The sequence below is a fragment of the Yoonia sp. MH D7 genome, assembly GCF_054439475.1.
In genome coordinates, this window is sequence record NZ_JBTJCF010000001.1 from 1,095,491 (window position 1) to 1,119,532 (window position 24,042).

The 24,042-nt window shown below is 55.7% G+C and carries 15 protein-coding genes and 1 tRNA gene; 7 read left to right on the top strand and 9 right to left on the bottom strand.

Going from position 1 to position 24,042, the window contains the following annotated elements:
• Nucleotides 1–49 precede the first annotated feature (49 nt).
• From gyrA to rocF, 3 genes are all read right to left on the bottom strand, one after another.
• Nucleotides 50–2,806 (bottom strand): DNA gyrase subunit A, encoded by a 2,757-nt coding sequence (gene gyrA / locus ACXLHR_RS05410; RefSeq protein ID WP_458790505.1) that lies wholly within the window; start codon nt 2,804–2,806, stop codon nt 50–52.
• Between the two features lie 106 nt (nt 2,807–2,912).
• Nucleotides 2,913–3,962: an ornithine cyclodeaminase gene (locus ACXLHR_RS05415; RefSeq protein ID WP_458790506.1), complete on the bottom strand. Its 1,050-nt coding sequence runs from the start codon at nt 3,960–3,962 to the stop codon at nt 2,913–2,915.
• Nucleotides 3,959–4,888, bottom strand: coding sequence for an arginase (gene rocF / locus ACXLHR_RS05420; RefSeq protein WP_458790507.1), 930 nt, complete (start codon nt 4,886–4,888; stop codon nt 3,959–3,961). The genes ACXLHR_RS05415 and rocF overlap by 4 nt, the downstream gene beginning before the upstream one ends.
• Before the next feature lie 85 nt (nt 4,889–4,973).
• On the opposite strand from rocF, the gene ACXLHR_RS05425 reads away from it, so the two are divergent.
• Nucleotides 4,974–5,393, top strand: coding sequence for an Lrp/AsnC family transcriptional regulator (locus tag ACXLHR_RS05425; RefSeq protein WP_458790508.1), 420 nt, complete (start codon nt 4,974–4,976; stop codon nt 5,391–5,393).
• On the opposite strand, the gene ACXLHR_RS05430 is transcribed toward ACXLHR_RS05425, so the two are convergent.
• Together ACXLHR_RS05430 and ACXLHR_RS05435 are read right to left on the bottom strand one after the other, a co-directional pair.
• The gene (locus ACXLHR_RS05430) at nt 5,370–5,816 is read right to left on the bottom strand and encodes a disulfide bond formation protein B (protein ID WP_458790509.1); all 447 of its coding nucleotides are present in this window, start codon (nt 5,814–5,816) and stop codon (nt 5,370–5,372) included. The two genes, ACXLHR_RS05425 and ACXLHR_RS05430, sit on opposite strands and share 24 nt — an antisense overlap.
• Nucleotides 5,813–6,391, bottom strand: a complete 579-nt coding sequence (locus tag ACXLHR_RS05435; protein WP_458790510.1) for a YqaA family protein — start codon at nt 6,389–6,391, stop codon at nt 5,813–5,815. Before ACXLHR_RS05435 ends, ACXLHR_RS05430 begins: the two co-directional genes overlap by 4 nt.
• 111 nt (nt 6,392–6,502) lie before the next feature.
• Here ACXLHR_RS05435 and ypfJ point away from each other — a divergent pair, with 111 nt between their 5' ends.
• The gene (gene ypfJ / locus ACXLHR_RS05440) at nt 6,503–7,354 is read left to right on the top strand and encodes a KPN_02809 family neutral zinc metallopeptidase (protein WP_458790511.1); all 852 of its coding nucleotides are present in this window, start codon (nt 6,503–6,505) and stop codon (nt 7,352–7,354) included.
• 72 nt (nt 7,355–7,426) lie between these two features.
• Here ypfJ and ACXLHR_RS05445 read toward each other — a convergent pair.
• Nucleotides 7,427–7,512, bottom strand: a tRNA-Leu gene (locus ACXLHR_RS05445).
• A gap of 856 nt (nt 7,513–8,368) precedes the next feature.
• Here ACXLHR_RS05445 and ACXLHR_RS05450 point away from each other — a divergent pair.
• Nucleotides 8,369–14,887: a Hint domain-containing protein gene (locus ACXLHR_RS05450; RefSeq protein WP_458790512.1), complete on the top strand. Its 6,519-nt coding sequence runs from the start codon at nt 8,369–8,371 to the stop codon at nt 14,885–14,887.
• A 404-nt stretch (nt 14,888–15,291) separates the two neighbouring features.
• Nucleotides 15,292–16,548, top strand: coding sequence for a DUF2254 domain-containing protein (locus ACXLHR_RS05455; RefSeq protein WP_458790513.1), 1,257 nt, complete (start codon nt 15,292–15,294; stop codon nt 16,546–16,548).
• A 112-nt stretch (nt 16,549–16,660) separates the two neighbouring features.
• Here ACXLHR_RS05455 and ACXLHR_RS05460 read toward each other — a convergent pair whose 3' ends face one another.
• Nucleotides 16,661–17,218 (bottom strand): lipid-binding SYLF domain-containing protein, encoded by a 558-nt coding sequence (locus ACXLHR_RS05460; RefSeq protein WP_458790514.1) that lies wholly within the window; start codon nt 17,216–17,218, stop codon nt 16,661–16,663.
• Nucleotides 17,219–17,348: 130 nt separating this feature from the next.
• On the opposite strand from ACXLHR_RS05460, the gene ACXLHR_RS05465 reads away from it, so the two are divergent.
• The gene (locus ACXLHR_RS05465; RefSeq protein ID WP_458790515.1) at nt 17,349–17,729 is read left to right on the top strand and encodes a GFA family protein; all 381 of its coding nucleotides are present in this window, start codon (nt 17,349–17,351) and stop codon (nt 17,727–17,729) included.
• Here the strand turns inward: ACXLHR_RS05465 and hemB are convergent, their stop codons facing one another.
• Entirely contained in the window at nt 17,730–18,728 is a 999-nt protein-coding gene (hemB, locus tag ACXLHR_RS05470; protein ID WP_458790516.1) for a porphobilinogen synthase, read from the bottom strand.
• Nucleotides 18,729–18,852: 124 nt separating this feature from the next.
• On the opposite strand from hemB, the gene ACXLHR_RS05475 reads away from it, so the two are divergent.
• Both ACXLHR_RS05475 and mfd read left to right on the top strand, forming a co-directional pair.
• Nucleotides 18,853–19,377 carry a component of SufBCD complex gene (locus ACXLHR_RS05475; RefSeq protein ID WP_458790517.1) on the top strand — a complete coding sequence of 175 codons (525 nt, stop codon included), beginning with the start codon at nt 18,853–18,855 and terminating at the stop codon, nt 19,375–19,377.
• Nucleotides 19,378–19,384: 7 nt separating this feature from the next.
• Nucleotides 19,385–22,825, top strand: coding sequence for a transcription-repair coupling factor (mfd, locus tag ACXLHR_RS05480; RefSeq protein ID WP_458790518.1), 3,441 nt, complete (start codon nt 19,385–19,387; stop codon nt 22,823–22,825).
• On the opposite strand, the gene ACXLHR_RS05485 is transcribed toward mfd, so the two are convergent.
• Entirely contained in the window at nt 22,822–24,033 is a 1,212-nt protein-coding gene (locus ACXLHR_RS05485) for a multidrug effflux MFS transporter (protein WP_458790519.1), read from the bottom strand. The genes mfd and ACXLHR_RS05485 overlap by 4 nt on opposite strands.
• Nucleotides 24,034–24,042: the final 9 nt, after the last annotated feature.

The following is a 24,042-nucleotide window of genomic DNA, read 5'->3' on the forward strand; positions in this document are numbered from 1 at the left end:
AGTTACTGTATTTATTGCGTCTTGCGCGCGTCTTCTTTGCGTCTTGCTTTTACTCGACGATTTGTGCGTCCTCGACGCCGTCATCTTCTGCTTCACCTTGATCGGCAATCCATGCCACGGACACTACGATTTCCTTTTTCGCGGTATCAAAGACTTTCACGCCGCCAGCGCTACGCGAGCGGAACGAGATGCCCTCGATTGGTACGCGGATTGATTGGCCTGTGGAGGTCACAAGCATGATCTGGTCCGAGAGTTCGACCGGGAAGGAGGTGACCAACTGGCCGCCGCGCATCGCTTTGTCCATTGCGCCCACGCCCATGCCGCCACGTCCACGAAGTGGATAATCGTGTGAGGACGAGAGTTTGCCCGAGCCTTTTTCCGTGATCGTCAGGATCAGGTTTTCGGAAGCAGACATTTCGACGTAACGCGCCGTGCTGATTTCGCCTGCGACGACATCTTCATCTTCGTTCTCGGCCTCGTCGGTCAGACCCGCCATGGCGCGGCGCATCTTGAGATAGGCTTGGCGCTCGGAGGATTCTGCCTCGAAGTGTTGGATGATCGACATGGAGACGACTTTATCGTCGCCTTGCAGTTTGATCCCGCGCACACCAACCGAGTTACGGCTGTTAAAGACCCGCACATCGGTTGCGCGGAAGCGGATAGCGCGCCCGGAGTTGGTAAAGAGCATCACATCGTCGTCGTTTGACGCAATACGCGCATTGATGAGCGTGTAATCGGCCGTGTCGCCCTCGAATTTCATCGCGATCTTGCCGTTACGCATGACGTTGGTGAAATCCGACAGTTTGTTGCGCCGCACGGTGCCCGCGGAGGTTGCAAAGACGACTTGCAGGTCGTCCCAGTCTGCCTCGTCGCGATCCACAGGCATAATAGCGGCAATCGACACACCTGGCGGGATCGGCAGGATGTTCACGATCGCCTTGCCTTTTGCGGTGCGTGACCCAAGTGGCAAACGCCATGTTTTGAGTTTGTAGACCATGCCATCTGTTGTGAAGAACAGCAGTTGGGTGTGGGTGTTGGCCACAAACAGGGTGGTGACAACGTCTTCTTCTTTGGTGGACATCGAGCCCACGCCCTTGCCGCCGCGCCGTTGTGCGCGGAAGTCGGCCAAAGCGGTGCGTTTGATGTAGCCGCCGGAGGTGACGGTCACGACCATGTCTTCTTTTTCGATCAGGTCTTCGTCATCCATATCGCCCGACCAGTCGACGATCTGTGTGCGGCGTGGCACGGCAAAGTTTTGGCGCACTTCGCCGAGTTCGTCGCGGATGATCTGCATGATCCGGTCACGCGAACCAAGAATTTCGAGGTATTCGCGAATTTTTGCAGCCAAGTCTTTCAACTCGTCAGTCACGTCATTCACGCCCAGTTGGGTCAGGCGCTGCAAACGCAGTTCCAAGATCGCGCGTGCTTGCGTCTCGGAAAGGTTATAGGTGCCGTCGTCGTTGGCGGTATGGGTCGGATCGTCGATCAGCGCGATATATTCGAGGATCGGGCCAGCAGGCCAGCGGCGTGTCATCAGCTTTTCACGTGCCTCGGAGGCGTCGGCAGAGGCGCGAATTGTCGCAACGATTTCGTCGATGTTGGTGACGGCGACAGCCAGACCGCACAGGATATGCGAGCGTTCGCGGGCTTTGCGCAGCTCGAATGCCGTGCGCCGTGCGACAACTTCTTCGCGGAAATTCACAAAGTGATACAGGAAATCGCGCAGCGTCAATTGCTCGGGGCGACCGCCGTTTAGCGCCAGCATGTTACAGCCGAAATAGGTTTGCATCGACGTGAAGCGGAACAATTGGTTCAGCACAACTTCGGCTGTTGCATCGCGCTTGAGCTCAATCACAACCCGCACACCATTACGGTCGGATTCGTCTTGCACATGCGCAATGCCTTCGATCTTTTTATCGCGCGCAGCTTCTGCGATTTTATCGATCATGACCGATTTGTTCACTTGGTAAGGAATTTCGTCGATGATGATCGCCCAGCGATCCTTGCGAATTTCCTCGATGCGGGTTTTGGCGCGCAAAATCACAGAGCCGCGTCCCTCGGTATAGGCTTTGCGGGCTCCGGCGCGGCCCAAGATAATGCCGCCCGTCGGGAAGTCGGGCGCAGGAATATATTCGATCAACTCTTCCGACGTCATGTCAGGGTTGTTGATTAGCGCCAGCGTCGCGTCGATTACTTCGCCAAGGTTATGCGGCGGAATGTTCGTCGCCATACCAACCGCAATACCGCCAGCGCCGTTGACCAGCATGTTGGGATAGCGGGCGGGTAGGACCGTGGGTTCGCGTTCTTTGCCGTCATAGTTGTCTTGAAAATCGACGGTATCTTTCAGAATATCATCGGTCAGGGCGGTGGCCGATTTCGCAAGCCGCGATTCAGTATAGCGCATCGCCGCTGCACCATCACCGTCCATCGAGCCAAAGTTGCCTTGGCCATCGATCAGCGGCAGCGACATCGAGAAACCTTGGGCCATACGCACAAGCGCTTCATAAATCGCGCTATCGCCGTGCGGGTGATAGGCACCCATCACGTCGCCCACGGCCTTTGCCGACTTGCGGTAAGATTTGTCGGAGGTAATGCCTTTTTCATACATCGAGTAAATAATACGGCGATGCACAGGTTTCAGACCATCACGCAGGTCCGGAATAGCGCGCGAAACGATGACCGACATCGCGTAATCAAGGTAACTGGTTTTCAGCTCGTGCTCGATCGTGACAGAAGGCCCGTCGTAAACGTAGCGCCCGTCAGGGATTTCATCATTATTTTCAGGTGTTTCCGGCGTATCGTTCACGTTATTACCCTTGCCCATATATCGTCGTCCGGAACCTATCAGACACAAGGGCTGGCATCAACGCTAAAGGGTGATTTGGCCCGCAGGGTTTGCGGGCCACATAAAATCAGGCTTTGGCGCGCTGTAACATTCCGAACAGATCGCGGGGATCGTCGGGGTCTGCGACAAAATCAAGATTTTCAAAGAACGGCGTGTCCTTGACGGTTTTATAGACGTAACGCAGCGCCGAAAAATCCTCGATCGCAAAGCCGACGCCGTCAAACAAGGTGACTTCACCGGCCGATTGCCGCCCTTTGGCCGCACCTGTCATGACTTCCCACAGCTCTGTAACCGGATGGTCGGGGGCCATTTGCTGGATTTCGCCCTCGATGCGGGTTTGCGGGGGATATTCGACAAAGACGCTGGCGCGGGCGACGATATCACGGTGCAGCTCGGTCTTGCCGGGGCAATCGCCACCAATTGCGTTGATATGCACGCCTGCGCCGACCATGTTATCGGTCAGAATAGTTTGCGTGTCTTTGTCAGCCGTGGCTGTCGTGATCACCTGCGCACCCATGATCGCCTCTTCGGGGGTTTTGCATTTGGTCACATTCAGGCCATGCCCCGCGAGGTTGGCGGCGCATTTTTCGGTCGCTTCAGCGTCAATATCATACAGCCGGATGTTGGTGATCCCGTTCACGGCTTTCTGGGCGAGACACTGGAATTCGGACTGCGCACCATTGCCGATCATTGCCATTGTATCGGCATCTTTTGCAGCCAGATATTTGGTCGCGACAGCAGACATCGCACCGGTACGCAGGGCGGTCAGCATCGTCATTTCCGACAGCATCACCGTATAACCCGAATAAACATCAGCCAAGACGCCAAATGCTGTGACGGTTTGCAGCCCTTCTTTCATGTTTTTAGGGTGGCCGTTCACATATTTGAAGCCGTAGAATTCGCCGTCCGATGTGGGCATCAGCTCGATTACGCCGACATCTGAATGCGAGCCTACGCGCGGGGTCTTGTCAAACAACGGCCAGCGTCTGAAATCGGTGTCGATCTCGGTGGCCAGATCGCGCAGAAATTTTTCCAATCCGATATGATGCACAAGGTTCATCATATTGGCGACCGAGACGAATGGCACCAGCGCCAGTTTCGAAGGAATATGTGTCATGGATGTCTCCGTGTAGGCCGGTCAAAGACGCGGCGTCCTAAAAGTGATGCGGTCAGTTCGACCATGAGCGAAGCAGTCTTGCCCCGTTCGTCAAGAAACGGGTTCAGCTCGACCAGATCCAGCGATCCCAGCAGCCCGCTGTCTGAAACCATTTCCATTACCAGGTGGGCTTCGCGGTCGGTCGCGCCGCCAGGTACAGTGGTGCCAACCGCAGGGGCGACAGAAGGATCAAGAAAATCTACATCAAGCGAGACATGCAATACTCCGTCAGCGGCTGCGACCTTGTCCAGAAAGGCGGCAAGCGGGCCACGGATACCTTCCTCGTCAATGCGTCGCATATCCACCAGATCGACATTCAACTGCGCAAGAGCCGCGTGTTCCGCCGGATCAACCGAGCGCAGCCCGATCATGCAGATGTTTTCGGTAGGCACTGGGGCGGGTACCGGCGGGAACATATCAAATCCTTCGCGGCCGATATAATACCCTGTGGGTGTGCCGTGGATATTGCCGCTGTCTGTGCTGGACAGGGTGTGGATATCGGTATGGGCATCGAGCCAAAGCACAAAGAACGGTTTGCCGATGGATTTGGCGTGTGCCGCCATTCCCGAGACCGTGCCCATCGCCAGCGCGTGATCGCCACCTAGGAAAATCGGCATGCCCTTGGGCCCATTTTCTATCGCGGCATTTTGCAGGGTCTCGCACCAGCCGATATTCTCGGCCAGTTTATAAAGGGCTGGATTACTATGATCGGTGTCGGCCACCGGAGCTGGCGCGAGATTGCCAAGATCGGTGACGGTGAACCCGAGTGCGGTGATGGCCTCGGCGATACCGGCTGTGCGGTAGGCGTCAGGCCCCATGAGGCAGCCGCGCGTACGTTTTCCGCAATCGACAGGCGCGCCTATTAAGATGCAATGTTTTTGTGTCATGGGGGGATCATTGCCCGTATTGATGCTGGTTTCATCACGCAATTTGCGCTAAATGATAGCGAATTGCGCAATATGGACGGTATAAATGGACGACCTGGATAGTAGGCTGATTTTGTTTCTGCGCCGCAATGGGCGGGCGACCCTGTCGGAACTGGCGGCGGATTTGAAAGTGACCCGTGCGACGGTGCGCGTGCGTATGGACCGATTGCAATCATCCGGACAAATCGCGGGCTTTACGGTTCAAACCCCTGCTGATGTCGCACCGCATCCGGTGCGCGGGATGATGATGTTGGAGATTGCAGGGCGCGGCACAGAGCGGGTCGTGCAGCGTTTGCGCACCATGTTGGCGGTCACAGCGGTGCATACCACCAATGGCACATGGGATTTAATTGTCGAAATCGGCACAAATAACCTTGAGGCTTTCGATACCGCACTGACGGCTATTCGCACCTTTGACGGGGTGGCACGCTCCGAGACCAGCCTACTTTTGACGAGCCGCCGCTAACCAGATCACCATCAGAACAGCGGATGCGAGTGCATTCCAGCTGGCCATCGACAGCGACAGCATTTCCCAAGAGACCTGATCGCACATGATCAACATATCGCCTGACAGCGACAGCAGATTGCTTGACGCATCCAGCCCGCCGCCAGTGCAGCTTGACGGGCCTTCCCACCAGCCGCGCTCTACGCCGGTATGAAAGAGGCCGGTCGCACTGGTCGTCGCAGCAGCCAACGCGCCCAGATAGGGCCAGATGCGGTGCGGGATCAGGTGCGCGGCGATGCCGATAGCCAAGGCTGCAAAATGCGGCCAGCGCTGCCAATAACACATCTGGCAGGGCGGATAGCCGAGAGCTTGAAATACATAAGCACCTGCAAGCAAGGCGAAAGAGCCGAACGCGGCCAGACGGATCAAGTTTAACTTTGTCATAAAACACCTACCATCAGGAACCCGCCAACAAGCAGCACGCAGAAGAGCACAAAGACGAGACCCAGTTTACGTTCGATAAAATCGCGGATCGGGGCGCCGAATTTCCACAACAGCACGGCGACCAGAAAGAACCTGAATGCCCGCGCAATGATCGCCGACAAGATGAACACCGGCAGCGACAGCCCCGTGACGCCCGACATGATCGTTATAACTTTGAACGGGAACGGTGTGATACCTGCAATCAGCACAGCCCAGGCGCCGTAAGCGTTGAATTTTACTTTGAACGCCGCAACCGCGTCGGATTTGCCGTAAAAATCAAAGATTGGCTGCCCGATCACGTCAAACAGAAACGCGCCTATATAGTAGCCGAACAATCCACCTAGCACCGACGAGACGACAGCGACCGTTGCAATCAAAAACGCACGGCGCGGTGCGGCGATGATCATCGGGATCATAATCACGTCTGGCGGTATCGGGAAAAACGAGGATTCCATAAACGACACAGTGGCCAGCGCCAATAGCGCATAGGGCGACGCGGCAAGCGTCATGGTCCAGTCGTAGAGTCTGCGCAGCATATCCGCGTCCTTTGATAATGATGCCGCTTTAGGACACGGGTCTGGCGTGTCGTCAAGCTTGTGCGCTCGCGCAATGCGGCTAGAATAGCACAAAATCTGAAAGGGATCGTTATGAAGTGGCAAGGAAGGCGCAAGAGCCGCAACATCGAAGACCGTCGGGGCCGCGCAAGTGTGGGGCGCACCGGCGGCATTGGGGGCGTCGGCGCGATTGTGCTGTTACTGGCGGGGTGGTATTTCGGGGTCGATGTCAGCGGCTTTGTCGATACGGGGCAGGGCGGTGTCAGCACGACACAGGGCGCAGAGATCACGCCCGAAGACGAGCGCGCGGCAGAGTTTGTGTCGGTGACGCTGGCCGATACCGAAGAGGTCTGGATCGATGTCTTTCGCGCGCAGGTCGGTGAACCCTATGTGCCACCAACGCTGGTCCTGTTTAAAGGCAGCACACAATCTGCCTGCGGTGGCGCGTCCGCAGCAACGGGCCCGTTTTATTGCCCGCCAGAAAAGAAAGCGTTCCTCGATACGGATTTCTTTACGACACTCGAGCAGCGTATGGGGGCAGGCGGTGATTTTGCCGCCGCTTACGTCGTCGCCCACGAGATCGCGCATCATGTGCAAAACGAGCTGGGGATACTGGGACAGGCGAACCGGATGCGTGCGCAGATGTCTCAGACAGAATCAAACGAGATATCAGTGCGGATCGAATTGCAGGCCGATTGTTTGTCGGGCATCTGGGCGCGCGGTGCGCAGGCCAAATTCGGCAGCCTTGAGAGCGGCGACATTGCCGAGGCAATGAATGCCGCCAAACAGATCGGCGACGATACCTTGCAACGCAATGCGGGCCAGCGCGTGCAACCTCACACCTTTACCCACGGCACCAGCGCCCAGCGCCAGCGCTGGTTTGCGCGTGGCTATGATAGTGGCGAGATAGCTGACTGCGATACATTCTCTGCGTCAAAGCTCTGAAGTCACACGCTCTGAAAAAAGCCGATCAAAACAAAAACGCGACCCTGCTAAAAGCGGGGTCGCGTTTTTTGTTGGTAGCCGTGGCCGGACTTGAACCGGCACGCCCGTTAAGGCAACGGATTTTGAATCCGTCGTGTCTACCATTCCACCACACGGCCAACATGGGCTCATTAGCCAAGGTCGCAAAAAGACACAAGACAGAAAGCGCGTAAAACTGTGCAAAAGTTTAAGTTGTAAGTCAGGCCGTGAGCAGGGGGGGCGTAAGTGGCTGCAATATCGTGTCAGGCGATAAGTGCGACCGTTTGTATTTGAATTAAGTTCCGTATTGCCAGTTCTGAGCAATCGAGCCTGTTTCACGAATCGTGGAGAAAATGAGGCGGACGCTACGATTTACGGCACGGTGGCGACGGATTTGGAGACAATCCGGCCAAATTGGCCAACCTGTTTCCATTTTTAAGACGTAAACACGGACGAAAAAAATTTGAATATTGAAAAATGACGTAGGGTTAACGCAGTGATGCACTACGCAGGTATGAGGTCATTTTATGTCGAATAATGAGACAAAAATGAAATTTTGTAACCTTTGTCCCGTTTTATCGCTGACTTTACACGCTCTACGTGTAAATTTATTTCGGGTTCGGAAACAATGACCTCTGCGCCGGGGTGCGAGTCCGACGTTTAAAGTCAAATTTGCGTAAACCTCACGGCTTACGGGGAAAAGTTCATGCATTATTTCCTTTTGAAAATCGGATAACTTGGATAATCAGAAAGAGCCCAACTGGGGGGCATACCGATTGTCTGGGGCAGTCGGGCTTGAAGTGCGTTTTGGCGTGTTTCAGGCGAATGTGATGTCTGCGTGAAACGGGTCGTTCCGAATTTAGCAGTGTAATGTAAATAGTGCGGTTTCTCGATGAGGACTGCCTATGTGTTTTGGTGGGCCCGTGATGGGGCCGGCCTTGGCATGTGAACAGTTTTGTCGAGGGCTCTGCCCCGATTTTGAGTAGGAGATACAGGATGACTGTCATCAATTTTAACGACTTATCCCGCGGTACTGTCGTCGATAACGAATATAGCGTACAGGGTGTCACGGTTTCTGCGTCTGGCGGATCTGGCAAAGCCATGATCTTTGACAGTGCAAATCCTACAGGCGGCGACCACGATCTGGCGACCAGCAATCTGGGCGGCGTATTGATCATTTCAGAGGACGGCAAAAGCTCGGACCCGGATGACAATGCCGGTGGCGGAAAGCTGAATTTCAAGTTCGACGATCCTACATCCGTACAAAGCCTGACATTTCTCGATATCGAAGAAGGGGCATGGGTCCGTTTTTATGACGCCGACAATTGCCTTATCAGCAAAGAGTGGATCAAGCCGACAGACAACAATGGCCAGCGCGTTGCCGAATTCGACACGGACGGTGTGTCCCGCATGGAGGTCCAGTTGTGTGGCTCCGGTGCGGTTGATAACCTCGTGTTCGACGGCCCGTCCGATTTGGATGGCACGGTCACAGGCACCGACGGCGACGATCTGATTGATGTGAACTACACCGGCGATCCTGACGGCGACATGGTCGATAACGACGATGCGATCCTTGCGGGTGACGTGGGCGATGACGACCTGATCATTGCGGGCGCGGGCAACGATACCGTGCTTGCAGGTGCGGGCGACGATGAAGTTTACGGCGGCTCTGGCAATGATATTCTGATCGGTGACAACGAATCCGGCGGAGCGCTTGGCCGCGAGGACAGCTTGACATTGCAGTGGAACGAAGTGGCATCCAACGGCACCAAACTGGGTGCAACGCAGACCTATGAGGTCGGTGGCATGGACGTGACTGTCGGCTTTACCGTGCAAGACAAAGGGGCGACTGGCACAATCGGCTCTGACAAGATGTATGTGGAAACCGGCGAGGGCTTTGATGCCAATTCCGGTCTTCAGCTTTACGGTCTCGGCGGCGAGGGTGGCGTTGATAACACCTCTACAACGACCCTGACATTCAACTCTGGCGACGTGGCTTATGGCGACGAAGTGCAGGATGTTTCCTTCCGTATTAACGACATCGATTTTGGCACGCGCTCTGATAACCACCTCGATATCGTAACGGTCCGCGCGTATGATGCGAATGGCAATGAAGTGCCTGTGACCATCTCTGCGGAATCCAATGCACAGCTTATCAACGGCAATACCGTGACCGGCGGTGTCGCACATGCGGATGGTGTATCCCAAGCAAGTCAGGCCGGTTCGGTGTTGTATAACATCGCAGGTCCGGTTGCCCGTATCGAGATTGACTACGACAACGGCGATTGCACCGACCAGCGTATTGATGTCACCGACATCACCTTCACAACCACCGCATCAGACGCGGTTGATGAGAGTGCCGGTGACGATCTGATTTATGGCGGTAGCGGCGACGACTATATCGAAGGCAACGACGGCGACGACGTGCTATACGGTGATCGTGGTCCGAATGGTGGTGCGCCAGCAACGGTCGAGCGTGAATCTTTCGGTTGGCAAGGTCGTACTGATGATGAAATCGACGAAGGGTTCGCAGTTAACACAGGCAGCGTGACCGTGACCTATGACCGTATTCAAGATACCGGCAACCATAACTCCAGCCTTGTTAATAACGTCGACCTGAACGTTGACGGTATCGACACCGGCGACTTGACCATCGACACCAACAGCTCGCTTTTCTCTGAAACCAAAGGTATGGGCAACGAAGGCGCATTCTCTTGGGACTTTTCAAAACCCGTCGACAATGTATCGTTTAACATCAATGACATTGATGGCGACGGTATCGTGCGCGTGACGGCCTATGACGCAGATGGCAACATGATCCCTGTCAACCTGACAGGCGGCAGCAAACTGACGTTGAAAGACACAGATACCGTTGCAGGTGCTGATACGGCCGATAGCCGTGGCGGATATGGTGATACGGATACTGCGAATTATAACCTGAACGTTTCGATCCCGGGTCCGGTGTCCAAGATCGTGGTCGAGCATGACCAGGACGGCGCCAACAACTCTGGCATCAACATCACCGAAATCTTCTTTGACAGCACCGATGCGCTGTCATCCGATGACGGTGTGGATGGCAACGACACCATCTTTGGCGGTGCTGGCGACGACGTGATCTACGGCGAAGGCGGCGACGATACACTGGTCGGCGGATCAGGCGAAGATACAATCTTCGGTGGCGCGGGCAACGACGACATCGACGGCGGCACAGGCAACGACGTTCTTTACGGTGATGACCTTGACGCATCAACAGGCAAGAACCTGCTGGTGAACGGCAGCTTTGAAGCAGGCGTTCCTGATGGCTCCACAAACTATAACGGCACTGTGACGGGTTGGCAGTCCGCGAGTGGCAAAATCGAGATCTGGGCTGACGGCTTCCTTGGCGTCAACGGCACCGACGGATCGAACTTTGTTGAGCTGGACCGTAGTCAAGAGCTGGATAGCATCTGGCAGGACGTGGCGACCCAAGACGGTCACACTTATGAAATCAGCGTTGATGCATTGCAGCGTGGCGGGGATGCCGACTCGGTCGAGATCCTTTGGAACGGTGTTGTGGTTTCTGTTGTGCAGCCGGGTGCTGGCACAGAGTGGGACACATTCACGGTGCAAGTGACCGGCACAGGCGGCGTCGACCGTCTGGAATTCCGCGAACTGGCTAGCGAAAACGACTCGACCAGCCCACTATTGGACAACGTCATTCTGATCGACGTGTCCGAAGGTGTTGGCGGCAATGACACCATCAACGGTGGCGACGGCGACGACCTGATCTACGGGCAGGTTGGCGATGATACGCTGACAGGCGGCGCAGGCAACGATGTGATCTACGGAGGCGCAGATCGTGATTACATCTACGGCGGTGCTGGCGATACGGTTGACGGTGGCTCGTCAGGTGACGACTACGACATTCTGGACGTCACAGGGCAGGGCGAATTCATTCTGACGGGTCCGGACGGCACAGGCGTTCCTATCCCTGACAGCAACGGCAACGGCTTTGACGGTCGGATTGTGTTTGTCGATGCGGACGGAAACCCGACTGGCGAAGTGATTGATTTTGTCGAAATCGAGGAAATCCGCGGCGAACAAGCCAACACGGGTCCCATCGCAACCGATGATGTCTTCACCACCAACGAAGACGATCCATCCCAGATTGTTGGCAATGTAATCACTGGTGACACCGGCAATGGTGCTGACAGCGGTCCTGACGGCGACGCGCTGACGGTTTCCGGAGTGAACGGCAACGCTGCGGGTGTTGGCGTAGCTGTGGTAGGCGACAATGGCGGTCTTGTGACCATCAATGCCGACGGTACGGTTGCTTTCGATCCAAACGGTGAATTTGAAGCCCTTGGCGACGGCGAAACAGCCACCACCGAAGTCACTTATACCGTGACCGATCCTGATGGTGCAGAGTCCACCGCAACGGTCACCTTCACAGTCACAGGCACAAACGACGCGCCTGTTGCGGTGATGGATGCAAGCGATGCGTCCGACAAAGGCCTGACCGATTTGGGCAATGTTCTTAGCAACGATACCGACGTTGAGAACGATCCATTGACAGTGGCACAAGTGAACGGCGATGCGGCAAACGTCGGCCAGCCAGTAGCTGGTGACAACGGCGGCTTGATCACAATCAACGCCGATGGCACTGCGACATTCGATCCAAACTGCGAATTCGAAGCGTTGGACGCAGGCGAAACCGCAACAACAGAGGTCACTTATACCGTGACTGACCCTGATGGCGCGACCTCGTCGACAACTGTGACCGTCACTGTCAAAGGCGTGAATGATGGCCCAGTCGCTGTTGATAACACCTACACTGCGACGTCAAACGAAGCTGGCGGCGACATCGACGGCAACGTGATCACCGACAACACTGGCAACGGCGTTGATAGCGATCCCGAAGGCGATGTGCTGACCGTTTCTGCGGTTGGCGGCTCTGCGGCCGGTGTTGGCACTGCGGTTGCGGGTGACAACGGCGGGTTGTTCACAATCAATGCCGATGGCACCGTCGACTTTGACGCCAATGGTGACTTTGACGATCTGGGTTTGAACAACACGGCGCAAACCTCGGTCACTTACACGATCGTTGATGAAGCGGGTAACGAAGACAGCGCAACAGCCACATTTACGGTCACGGGCACCAATGACGGTACGGTTCAGGGTACCTCTGGCGACGATATCATGGTGCCGGGTTATGTCGACGGCGATGGCGATATCGTGGACGGTAACGACGCGATCCTGCCAGGTGATACCGGCAACGACGATCTGATCTATGGCTATGAAGGCAATGACAGCATCGAAGCAGGCGACGGCAACGACGAAATCTACGGCGGCACTGGCAATGATACCGTTGGCGGTGGTGACGGCGATGACGCGATCTACGGCGGCGACGGCAACGACAGTCTTGCGGGTAACGCAGGCAACGACATAATCGATGGCGGCGCAGGCAACGACATCATTCGTGGTGGCGATGGCGAGGATGACGTTAGCGGTGGTATTGGCGAAGACACGATCTTTGGCGGCGATGACGACGACACCGTAAACGGTGGCGCAGGCAATGACACGCTTGACGGCGGTCAGGGCAATGACGTCGTCTACGGCGAAGATGGCGACGATAGCATCAATGGCGGTACCGGCGACGATACGCTTTACGGCGGCGCTGGCGATGACAGCATCGCAGGGGGTATCGGCAACGATCTGGTCTATGGCGGTGACGGAAATGACGTCATCAACACCGGCAACCATGTCGATCCGGCAACCGACTACGACTATCCGGGCGCGGTTGTGCCGGGTCTGCCAATCGGTGACAACGATCCGTTCCCGAACAACGACATGGACACAGTCTATGGCGGAGTTGGCGACGACATCATCTATACAGGTGATGATGCTGACACGGTCTATGGTGGCGAGGGTAACGACTTTATCGACTCTGGTATTGACGACGATCTCGTGTTTGGCGGCACAGGCAATGACACCATCATCGGCGGTCAGGGCGAAGATGTCATCGAAGGCGGTGATGGCGACGATCTGATCTACGGCGGTCTGGTCAGCGAAGTGCTTGACCTGCCAGATGCATTCGATCCTGCACCAGACGATAACCGCGACACCATCTATGGCGGTACTGGCAACGACACGATCTTTGGTCGCGACGATAACGACACATTGTTTGGTGGTACCGGAAACGACTATCTGGATGGCGGCATCGATGATGACGAACTCTATGGCGATGAAGGCGACGACACCATCTTGGGCGGTCAGGGCAACGATCTGATCTTTGGCGGCGACGGCGATGACCTGATTTACGGCGGGATCGGCAACGATACGATCAACGGCGGTGAAGGTCAGGACACGATCTATGGTGGCGCTGGCGACGATACGATCCAAGGCAATCAGGACGACGACGCAATCTACGGCGACGAAGGCAACGACACAATCACAGGGTCGCTTGACGATGACCTGATCTTTGGTGGCACGGGTAACGACGAAATCCGTGGCGGCACAGGCGACGATATGATGTTCGGCGACGAAGGTGACGACTGGATCCAAGGCGGCGGCGGTGATGACATCATCTATGGCGGCGAAGGTGACGATAGCCTGCACGGCGGCGATGGTGACGACGTCATCGAAGGTGGTGACGGTAACGACATCATCAACGGTTGGCACGGCAATGACGTCCTCACTGGCGGTGCTGGCGAAGACACACTTTACGGCGGTTTAGGGTCCGACACGTTCTTGGGCGGCAATGCCGGCGATGTGGTTGTCGGTGGTGAAGATCCGGATGATAGCGATTGGGATACACTTGACCTCACAGGGTCCAATGTAGACTTTATCACTTACACAACTCTGCCAAACGGATCGAATGATCCGGAAAGTGGTGTTGTGACGTTCCTCGACGGGTCCACGATGACATTCTCCGAGATCGAGAATGTGATCCCTTGCTTCACGCCAGGGACCGCAATCGCGACCGCAAAAGGCGAGCGTCTGGTTGAAGAACTGCAGATCGGTGACCGCATCATCACACGTGACAACGGCATTCAAGAAATTGCATGGGTTGGCCACAAAGAGATGACTGGCAAGCAACTGGTTCAGAACCCGCATCTGCGCCCCGTCCTGATTAAAGCAGGGGCCTTGGGCAACGGTCTGCCAGAGCGCGACATGATGGTATCGCCAAACCACCGGGTGCTGGTCTCCTCCGACCTGACACAGCTTTACTTCGAAGAGAACGAAGTTCTGGCTGCTGCCAAGCATATGGTTGGCGCGAACGGCATCCACGCGGTCGACGTGATGAGCACAACCTATGTGCACTTCATGTTCGAGCGTCACGAGGTTGTTCTGTCAAACGGCGCTTGGACCGAAAGCTTCCAGCCGGGCGATTACTCTCTCAAGGGGATCGGCAACAGCCAGCGTAACGAGATCATAGAACTCTTCCCTGAACTCAATACAAAGGCCGGCTTGGAAGGATACCAGTCCGCCCGCAAAGCACTGAAAAAGCACGAAGCAAAGCTTTTGCTCAAGTAAGTCAAAAGATGCAGCGCCACTCCAAAACGTCGGGGTGGAAAACGCGGGGGGCCAGTGATGGCCTCCCGTTTTTTTGGATCTGCAACAAACTGCGCGACACATGACGACTGGTCGCGAAAAATACAAATTTTACAGCACCTTATCAGCCCTGCGCATACGGCGCGACGCACCAGCGGCAAGATAAATAACAGGGATCACATCAGGCGCGGGTCAGGTGTAACCAGATGCAGCACCGCGTCGACCTTCAGAGGCGCCTGTATCAAATCGTCAAGTGGAGCGGTTTCCATGCGACGTCTCATGGTTTAGGTCTATGTTAAACGCCAAGAAATCGTTGATTTCGTCCGACACGTCATGTCGTTGTTTGACAACAAGGGCGACGCCGCAGCACATTTGAAGGGGCCCGAATGATCCGTCTTTTAAACATGCCAGTGCATCTGTTCCACGAGGCCCTGCGGCAGACCCGTAAACTCTGGGTGCGGGTGGTCATGTTTGGCATGTTGGCGCTGGTTGGTTTGGCCGCTGCACGGCTCGGGGCCGCGTTTCTACCCGTGCGATTGACCAGCTCGGTCGATATCACGTCGGTGGACAGGCTGCTGGATATCATCTCGAATTCAATGCTGGCCGTCACCACGTTTTCCCTGACTGTGATGGTTTCGGTCTACCGCGCCACCTCGACCCAGTGGACGCCGCGCATTCACCGTCTGATGTTAGAAGACCGCACCACGCAAAACACTCTGGCCACATTTATCGGCGCTTACGTCTATGCAACCGTGGGGATTGTCCTGCGCGAAACCGGGCTATTTGGTCCCGAACATGCGTTTCTCATCTTCTACCTGACGGTCGCGGTCATGGCGATCATTGTGGTCTATATCATCCGCTGGACCCTGCATTTGCAGAGCTTTGGCAGCTTGATTGAAACTGCGCGTGAGGTGGCCGCGATCACCACCCGTCGCTTGCAAGAACGCATCGATTCCCCGTGTCTGGGCGGGCGTCGTTATGGTGACGTGCCGAGTGGCGCATACGACATTCAGGCAAAAGTCTCTGGCTACATCCAGTTTATCTATACAGATCAGCTGCAAAAAATCGCTGAGGATACCAATGCGCAGATTTATGTCACGCGCGATGTGGGCAGTTTTGTAGTCGCAGGTGATGTCGTGGCCCGCGTTTTGGGCGGGGAACCAGTGCAGGACGATATTGCCGACGCGATGGTTTTGGGGGATCTGCGCAGCTTCGAGCAGGATCCGCGATTTGGATTGCTGGTGTTGGGCGAAATGGCCAGCAAGGCGCTGTCGCCGGGCATCAATGACAGTGGCACCGCGATTGATGTGATGACCCGTCTGACCACAATTTTATGTCTCTATCGCAACGAGGCTGATAGCGGGATCAATGCGCAATATGACCGCGTGTATCTGCCTGCGTTGGGTGCGCATGACCTGCTGAATTCGGGATTTGGCACCTTGGCGCGTGACGGGGCGGCGATGGTCGAAATCCAGATCCGGTTGCAAAAAGCGTTACAAAGCCTGCGCTTGCATGGCGATCCTGCGATGCAGGCTGCGGCAAAAATATTTGCCACAGCCGAGTTGCGCCGCGCTTTGCAAGCGCTTCCGTTTGATGGTGATCGCGACCGCCTAGCGGCACTGGTCGACGCCGATTTACGCTAAAGCTGACAGTGATCTGGCGCTACGAGGCCGATACCAAAAGTCGCGATAACGCGCCGCACTTTGATTTCGATGATAAAACCTGCGGGCCTAAAGCCCGCAGTATATTAAAGACTTACGGGATGATCCGTGTGTATTTGCTACCTTCCAAGGTTGCACCGACACGCAGACCCGCCTGCGCAAACACAACGGCAATAACAGGGGCCAGCGACGTCGTCGTTTCGGCGCGCAGCACTTCGCCCATATCATTGATTGCATATTCGATATCGGCGCCTGCGGCCCAACCTTGCGAGCGACGGAAATCCATCAGGCTGTTTTGGGTCATAAAGAACAACACATGGCTATATTGCTGTGCGCCAATCTGTAACCCTGCAGAACCGCCGGTGGTTGAGTAATAATCAACTGTCGAGCCACCAACCAGCAACGCGCCGCGACCGAACGATCCGCCAAGCCCAAGACCCACTTCGGTCACCAGCGGCATGACCAGCATGCCCGCGGATTTAGTGGCCAGATCTCTTGTGCCGGGATAGCGCGAATACATATGCTCAACCGTGCTCGACACACGCGCGTCGATCGTCGAGGCACCGTTGCCGCCAATGCCGTTACCGCAAGCGGCCAGCGTGGTGCCTGCCACTGCCCCGAACGCAAAAGTCCGTCGTGAAATTTGAGTCATAATACTGCCTTTTTTATCTTGTCGCGAGAAGCTGTTTCCGCTTCTTATCACATATAGTCTAAGCAATTTATGCGAATCTGTCACGCACTAGATCACGTAAAAGCGGTTTGCAGCCAGCAAAGGGTCCAAAATGCACACAGCCCGTTGTAATTGTGGCGCAGTTCAGGTGTCGGTCGACGCTGAAATGACGCCGCCTAACGCCTGCCACTGCACATTATGCCGCCGCCAGTCGGGGCATTATTGGGCCTCTGCCGAGTTCAAGCGCGATAAAGTCACGATTGAAGGGGCTGATCGCATCACTTGGTATCAGGCATCCGACAAAGTGCGACGCGGATTTTGCGCGACCTGCGGTTGCAATATGTTCTTCGATGCACTCTTCCAAGATTGGATCGCAATCGCCATGGGCGCGTTTGACGCGCCAACGCGAACCGCGCTGGCGCTGCATATTTTCACTGATAACAAGGGCGATTACTATAAAATCACCGACGATCTACCGCAAAACGCACAATAATTAACCGTTCATAATCTTTGCAGCGGCAGGGGCGAAATAGGTCAACACCCCGTCACAGCCCGCGCGTTTAAAGCACATCAGGCTCTCCATCATCACCTCATCACCGTCCAGCCAGCCATTCTGCGCCGCAGCCATCATCATCGCATACTCGCCCGACACCTGATATGCGTAGGTCGGCACGCCAAACTGATCCTTAACACGTCGACAGATATCCAGATACGGCATGCCCGGCTTGACCATGACCATATCGGCACCTTCCATCAGATCGCGCGCAACCAGACGTAGCGCCTCGTCACTATTGGCAGGGTCCATCTGATAGGTTTTTTTGTCTCCCGTCAGTGCAGCGGACGCGCCAACCGCATCACGAAACGGCCCATAGAAACTGCTCGCATACTTGGCGCTATAAGACAAAATCGTTACGTTTTGATAAAGGTTGGCCTCGAGTGCATCACGGATTGCGCCGATACGCCCGTCCATCATATCCGATGGTCCCAAAATATCCGCACCCGCCGCGGCCTGCGCCAAGGCCATTTTCACAAGTGCCTCGACGGTGCGATCATTCACAATCTGGCCGTTTTCGACAAATCCGTCATGCCCGTTGATATTATACGGATCCAGCGCAATATCCGTCATAATCGCGATATCGGGCACCGCATCCTTAATGGCACGGATCGCACGATTGGATATATTCTCGGGCGACCACGCCAGCGCGCAGTCCTCGGTCCGTGCCTCCATCCCTGTATAAGGGAAAATACAAATCGCAGGAATTCCAAGGGCATAGGCCTCGCGCGCCGCACTTACTGCACGGTCTACCGTCTTGCGGGTCACACCGGGCATTGATGCAATCGGCGTCTCGGCATCGACACCTTCCATCACAAAAATCGGCCAGATCAAATCTGACGGCGTCAGCACATTCTGGCGGGACAATGCGCGCAATGCAGGGCTTTGACGCATACGGCGTAAGCGGGCGGCAGGGAATTGAGCAAGAGTTGGTTTCATGATACGGGCCTTTCTGGTCACACCCGTTTGGTCGCATGGATTTTGCACGCTCGCAAGTCTGGGCTTCCCTCTCATCTGCGGCTAATATGCGCGGATAAATCGACCGATAACACTTGGGGGTCCAGTGGACTGGAACAACGCAATTCTACATGTGATCAATGTGCGGTCATTTTCGAGCCTCTGGTATTGGATTGTCGTGGCCATCATGTGGTCCACCGTTAGCCATTGGGTGCTCGGTGTGCCGTTTGACTTGATCCAACGCGGCAGACGACAGGGGGGACAGGCAGAAATCGACCTGACCGATCTGGTGCGCATCAATGTGAACAGACAGTTAGCCACCGCCGCACTTGCTGGCATCTGGCTCATCGGGTTCGTGTTTTTTGTCTTAACAATGCTGGCAGCACTCGGGTTTATCTACCATATTGAACTAGCGCAAGCGGTTTTGCTGCTGGTGTTGCCGCTGTCATGTGTTGGCGCACTGACCCTGTCGACCAGCCGTTTGATTGCCGCCACATCACCACAAGGCGAAGCCCTATACGCCATTTTACTGCGCCACCGTTTATGGACCCAAGTCATTGGGATGATTGCAATTTTTATCACCGGCCTCTACGGAATGTTCTATAATCTCGCCATTGTGCGCGGGATGTGATGACACGATGAACAGCCCCACCCATATCACCGTCAGCGGCGCACCCGAGGGTTTTGACGCCAAACTGATCCTCAATGAGCTCGCAAAAAACGGTCCCGTGATGCATGTGGCCCGCGACGACAAACGGCTTGCGGCGATGCAGGCGGCGCTGGCTTTCTTTGCGCCAGAGATGCCGGTTTTTGTGTTCCCGAGCTGGGATTGTCTGCCCTACGACCGCGTGTCTCCCAACGCGGATATTTCTGCGGCGCGTATGGCTACACTTGCCGCTCTTGTGCACGGAATGCCGGCGCAATTCGTGCTGTTAACCACGATGAACGCCGCAACACAGCGGGTGCCTGCCAGATCAGTGCTACGCGACGCCGCGTTCAAGGCGCGCGTTGGCGACCGGATTGATGAAGCTTCGCTGCGTAACTTTCTGGTTCGTATGGGTTTTACCCAAAGTCCGACAGTGATGGAAGCAGGCGATTACGCCGTGCGCGGCGGCATCATCGACATTTATCCACCGGGGCAATCGGGTCCCATCCGGCTGGATCTTTTTGGTGATGTGCTTGACGGCGCGCGGCGCTTTGATCCCGAAACCCAACGCACTACCGAAAAACTGACAGAGATCGAGCTCGCACCGGTTTCCGAAGTGATCCTCGACGAGGCCGCGATCATGCGGTTCCGGCAAAACTACCGCATCGCGTTTGGCGCGGCAGGCACCGATGACCCACTTTACGAGGCGGTTAGCGCAGGGCGCAAACACGCCGGTATCGAGCATTGGTTGGGCTTTTTTCAGGACGATCTGGAAACCTTGTTTGATTACTTACCGCGTGTAACCATCAGTTTAGACGACCAAATTAGCCCGCAACGCCTTGCGCGCTGGGAAAGCATCGCAGATCAATACGGCACGCGCATGCATGCACTGACCCAGAAAAAACGCATGGACAGCGTTTATAAACCGGCCAAGCCCGACCTGTTATACCTTGACGACACTGCGTGGGACGCGGCCTTGGCAGGTAAACGCGTGCTGCAATTCTCGCCCAATAAGCAGGCCACTGGTCTGGGTGTCATTGATGCGGGTGGACGTATCGGCCGCAGCTTTGCACCCGAACGACAGCAAGAAAACCTTAGTCTTTTTGGGGCGTTAGCCGATCATATTAAAGCGAAATCCAAGACTGGTCCGGTTGTCGTTGCATCGTATTCCGAGGGCGCGCGCGAGCGCCTGATGGGACTGATCGAGGACGAAGGACTGGTCGAGACGATCCCTGTGACCGACTACAAACGGGTTGGTAAACGCGGGCTGCATCTGGCCGTTTGGGCGCTGGATGCAGGGTTCGAGGCAGACGGGCTGACGGTGATTTCCGAGCAAGATGTGCTTGGCGACCGCTTGATCCGCCAAACCAAACGCAAACGGCGCGCGCAGAACTTTCTATCCGAGGCCACCAGCCTGAACCCCACCGATCTGGTGGTGCATGTCGACCACGGCGTTGGACGGTTTATGGGGCTGGAGGTCATCACCGCTTTGGGCGCGGCCCACGAATGCCTTTTGATTGAATATGCTGAAAATTCAAAGCTTTACCTGCCAGTAGAGAACATAGAACTGCTCTCGAAATACGGCCACGAAACCGGACTGCTGGACAAATTGGGCGGCGGCGCGTGGCAAGCCAAAAAGGCACTGCTCAAAGAGCGTATTCGTCTGATCGCCGAGCGCCTGATCCGTGTCGCGGCCGAACGCGCGTTGCGCACAGCGCCCGTGCTGGATCCGCCCGATGGCATGTGGGACCAGTTTCTGGCGCGCTTTCCCTACGTTGAAACCGACGACCAGCTGAACGCCATCGACGATGTGATCGAAGATTTGGGCTCTGGCAAACCGATGGACCGGCTGATCTGTGGCGATGTGGGCTTTGGTAAAACCGAAGTGGCGCTGCGCGCGGCATTTGTGGCGGCCATGTCGGGCGTGCAGGTCGCAATCATCGCGCCAACGACCTTGCTGGCACGTCAACACTATCAGAGTTTCGCAGAGCGCTTTCGTGGATTTCCTATCAATGTCAGACCCTTGTCGCGTTTTGTGTCAGCGCGTGATGCCACATTGACCCGCGAGGGCATCACCTCTGGCACGGCTGATATTATCATCGGCACCCATGCGCTGCTCGCCAAAGGCGTAAAGTTCAAGAACCTCGGCTTGTTAGTCATTGATGAAGAACAAAAATTCGGGGTTCAGCACAAGGAACGCTTGAAACAACTACGCACTGATGTCCATGTATTGACATTAACTGCGACGCCTATCCCACGGACATTGCAGCTTTCTTTGTCAGGTGTGCGCGATTTGTCCATCATCGGCACACCGCCGATCGACCGTCTGGCAATTCGGACGTATGTTTCTGAATTTGATACAATAACCGTTCGCGAGGCGCTTTTGCGTGAACATTATCGTGGCGGTCAATCCTTCATCGTTGTGCCGCGCATTGCCGATATGGACGAGATGGAACAGTTCCTGAAAAATGAAGTACCGGAAGTTTCCTACATCTCTGCCACAGGGCAAATGGCGGCTGGCGACCTTGATAACCGCATGAACGCATTTTACGATGGTAAATATGACGTGCTTCTGGCGACAACAATCGTCGAATCCGGTCTCGATATCCCGACAGCGAATACGATGATCGTCTGGCGCGCCGACATGTTCGGGTTAAGCCAGCTTTATCAGATCAGGGGACGTGTGGGCCGCTCGAAAACCCGTGCCTATGCCTATCTGACCACCAAACCGCGCCAGAAACTGACTGACACTGCACAAAAACGTCTGCGGGTGCTGGGCAGTCTGGACAGCTTGGGTGCCGGTTTTACCCTCGCATCCCAAGACCTCGACATTCGCGGCGCGGGCAATCTGCTTGGCGAAGAGCAGTCAGGCCAGATGCGTGAAGTGGGTTACGAGCTTTATCAACAAATGCTCGAAGACCAGATCAATGCAATCCGGTCGGGTAACGCCGAAGGTATCGTGGACGACGGTCAATGGGCGCCGCAGATCAACCTCGGGGTGCCTGTGCTAATCCCCGAAGTCTATGTGCCTGACCTCGACGTGCGTCTGGGCCTGTACCGCCGCCTGTCCGAGCTGACCACAAAGGTCGAACTGGAAGGGTTTGCTGCCGAATTGATCGACCGCTTTGGCAAATTACCGCGCGAAGTGAATACCTTGATGCTCGTCGTCCGGATCAAAGCGATGTGCAGACGGGCAGGGATCGCCAAGCTTGATGCCGGGCCAAAAGGTGCGACCATCATGTTCCACAATGACAAATTTGCGTCACCTGCGGGCTTGGTAGATTTCATCTATGATCAAAAAGGTCAGGCCAAGGTCAAAGACAACAAGATTGTCATTATGCGCGACTGGTCCAAAGAGCGCGACAAAATCCAGGGCGCATTTGATATCGCCCGGGATCTTGCAGGTAAGCTGGCGGCGGCGAAAAAGGCTTAGGATTCGTCAGTGGCCCGCCGTGGTCCCAATATCCGCATCAGCGTCAATCCGACGACCACGCAGCCAAACACCCCGATGGTCAAAGGCAGCGGTGTGCCGTCAAACGTCAGGCTGATCATCATTGAAATCAACGCCGACAGGATCGTCGAGATACCTGCGGCAATCGACGCCGCCATGCCCGCAATTTTGCCCATCGGCTCCATCGCAAGCGCGTTCAGGTTACCAAAGGTGAAGCCGACCATCAGCATGACCGAAACCGCCCAGATAAAGTAAAGCCAGAACGCCAGACCGCCGCTTATCAGGAACACGGCAATAACCGTCGACGAGAATACGACCTGCACACCCAATGTCCCTTGAATGATTTTACGCATGCCCAATCGGCCGACAATGCGCGCATTGATAAAGCTGGCAGACATGGTCAAAACCGCAATGGCGCCGAACCACAACGGGAATGTGTCGGCCTTGTCGTAGTAGATTTCAAACACCGGCTGGATCAGCGAAATTTGCAAGAATAGCGCGCTGTAAAGCACGGTTTGGACGGCGACTGAATAGCGGAACACACGGTTGCCAAAGGCGTATTTCGCGGCTTCCCACATCGACGATATCTTTAGCGGGCGGCGGGCGGAAACAACGTGGCTCTCGCCCTGACGCGATCCGTACCACAGGCTGACCACGACACCAAAAATCACCATCGAATAAAAGATCGCCTGCCAGTTAAACATGTTCAGGATCACCTGACCCAACAGCGGCGCAATCGCGGGTACCAGCCCGAATACCATCATCGCCATCGACATCACAGCGGCCATCTTTGGCCCCGAGTAAAGGTCACGCACCATCGCCAGACCCGCAATACGGGGTCCCGACAACGCAAGCCCTTGAATAAACCGCGCGATCAGCAAAATCTCTAGGGTCGGCGCATTCGCCGCAAGAACGGAGCCTGCAATGAAAATAAGATAGGGCCAAATGATCAATGGCTTACGGCCGTAGGCGTCCGATAAAGGTCCCGAAAACAAAGTGCCGGTTCCCATGCCTAGCACGAAAATCCCCACCACCAGCGCAGAGCGTGCAGGATCACTTGGCGACAGCTCCGCGCCGATCGTCGACAGCGCAGGCAGCATCGCATCAATTGCAAAGGCCATCGAGGCAAATAACATGGCAACAAGTGCGACGAATTCGCGCTCGGATAGGGCTTTGGTCGGGGTCTTCATGGTCTGCTC

What these genes read in the sequence shown, in the direction of transcription:
- ACXLHR_RS05435 (WP_458790510.1), bottom strand. Translation starts at nt 6,391, where the DNA reads ATGCTGCGCAGACTCTACGACTGGACCATGACGCTTGCCGCGTCGCCC.
- ACXLHR_RS05415 (WP_458790506.1), bottom strand. Translation starts at nt 3,962, where the DNA reads ATGACACATATTCCTTCGAAACTGGCGCTGGTGCCATTCGTCTCGGTC.
- ACXLHR_RS05465 (WP_458790515.1), top strand. Translation starts at nt 17,349, where the DNA reads ATGCACACAGCCCGTTGTAATTGTGGCGCAGTTCAGGTGTCGGTCGAC.
- ACXLHR_RS05455 (WP_458790513.1), top strand. Translation starts at nt 15,292, where the DNA reads ATGATCCGTCTTTTAAACATGCCAGTGCATCTGTTCCACGAGGCCCTG.
- ypfJ (WP_458790511.1), top strand. Translation starts at nt 6,503, where the DNA reads ATGAAGTGGCAAGGAAGGCGCAAGAGCCGCAACATCGAAGACCGTCGG.
- ACXLHR_RS05425 (WP_458790508.1), top strand. Translation starts at nt 4,974, where the DNA reads ATGGACGACCTGGATAGTAGGCTGATTTTGTTTCTGCGCCGCAATGGG.
- hemB (WP_458790516.1), bottom strand. Translation starts at nt 18,728, where the DNA reads ATGAAACCAACTCTTGCTCAATTCCCTGCCGCCCGCTTACGCCGTATG.
- ACXLHR_RS05430 (WP_458790509.1), bottom strand. Translation starts at nt 5,816, where the DNA reads ATGACAAAGTTAAACTTGATCCGTCTGGCCGCGTTCGGCTCTTTCGCC.
- ACXLHR_RS05485 (WP_458790519.1), bottom strand. Translation starts at nt 24,033, where the DNA reads ATGAAGACCCCGACCAAAGCCCTATCCGAGCGCGAATTCGTCGCACTT.
- mfd (WP_458790518.1), top strand. Translation starts at nt 19,385, where the DNA reads ATGAACAGCCCCACCCATATCACCGTCAGCGGCGCACCCGAGGGTTTT.
- rocF (WP_458790507.1), bottom strand. Translation starts at nt 4,888, where the DNA reads ATGACACAAAAACATTGCATCTTAATAGGCGCGCCTGTCGATTGCGGA.
- ACXLHR_RS05450 (WP_458790512.1), top strand. Translation starts at nt 8,369, where the DNA reads ATGACTGTCATCAATTTTAACGACTTATCCCGCGGTACTGTCGTCGAT.
- ACXLHR_RS05460 (WP_458790514.1), bottom strand. Translation starts at nt 17,218, where the DNA reads ATGACTCAAATTTCACGACGGACTTTTGCGTTCGGGGCAGTGGCAGGC.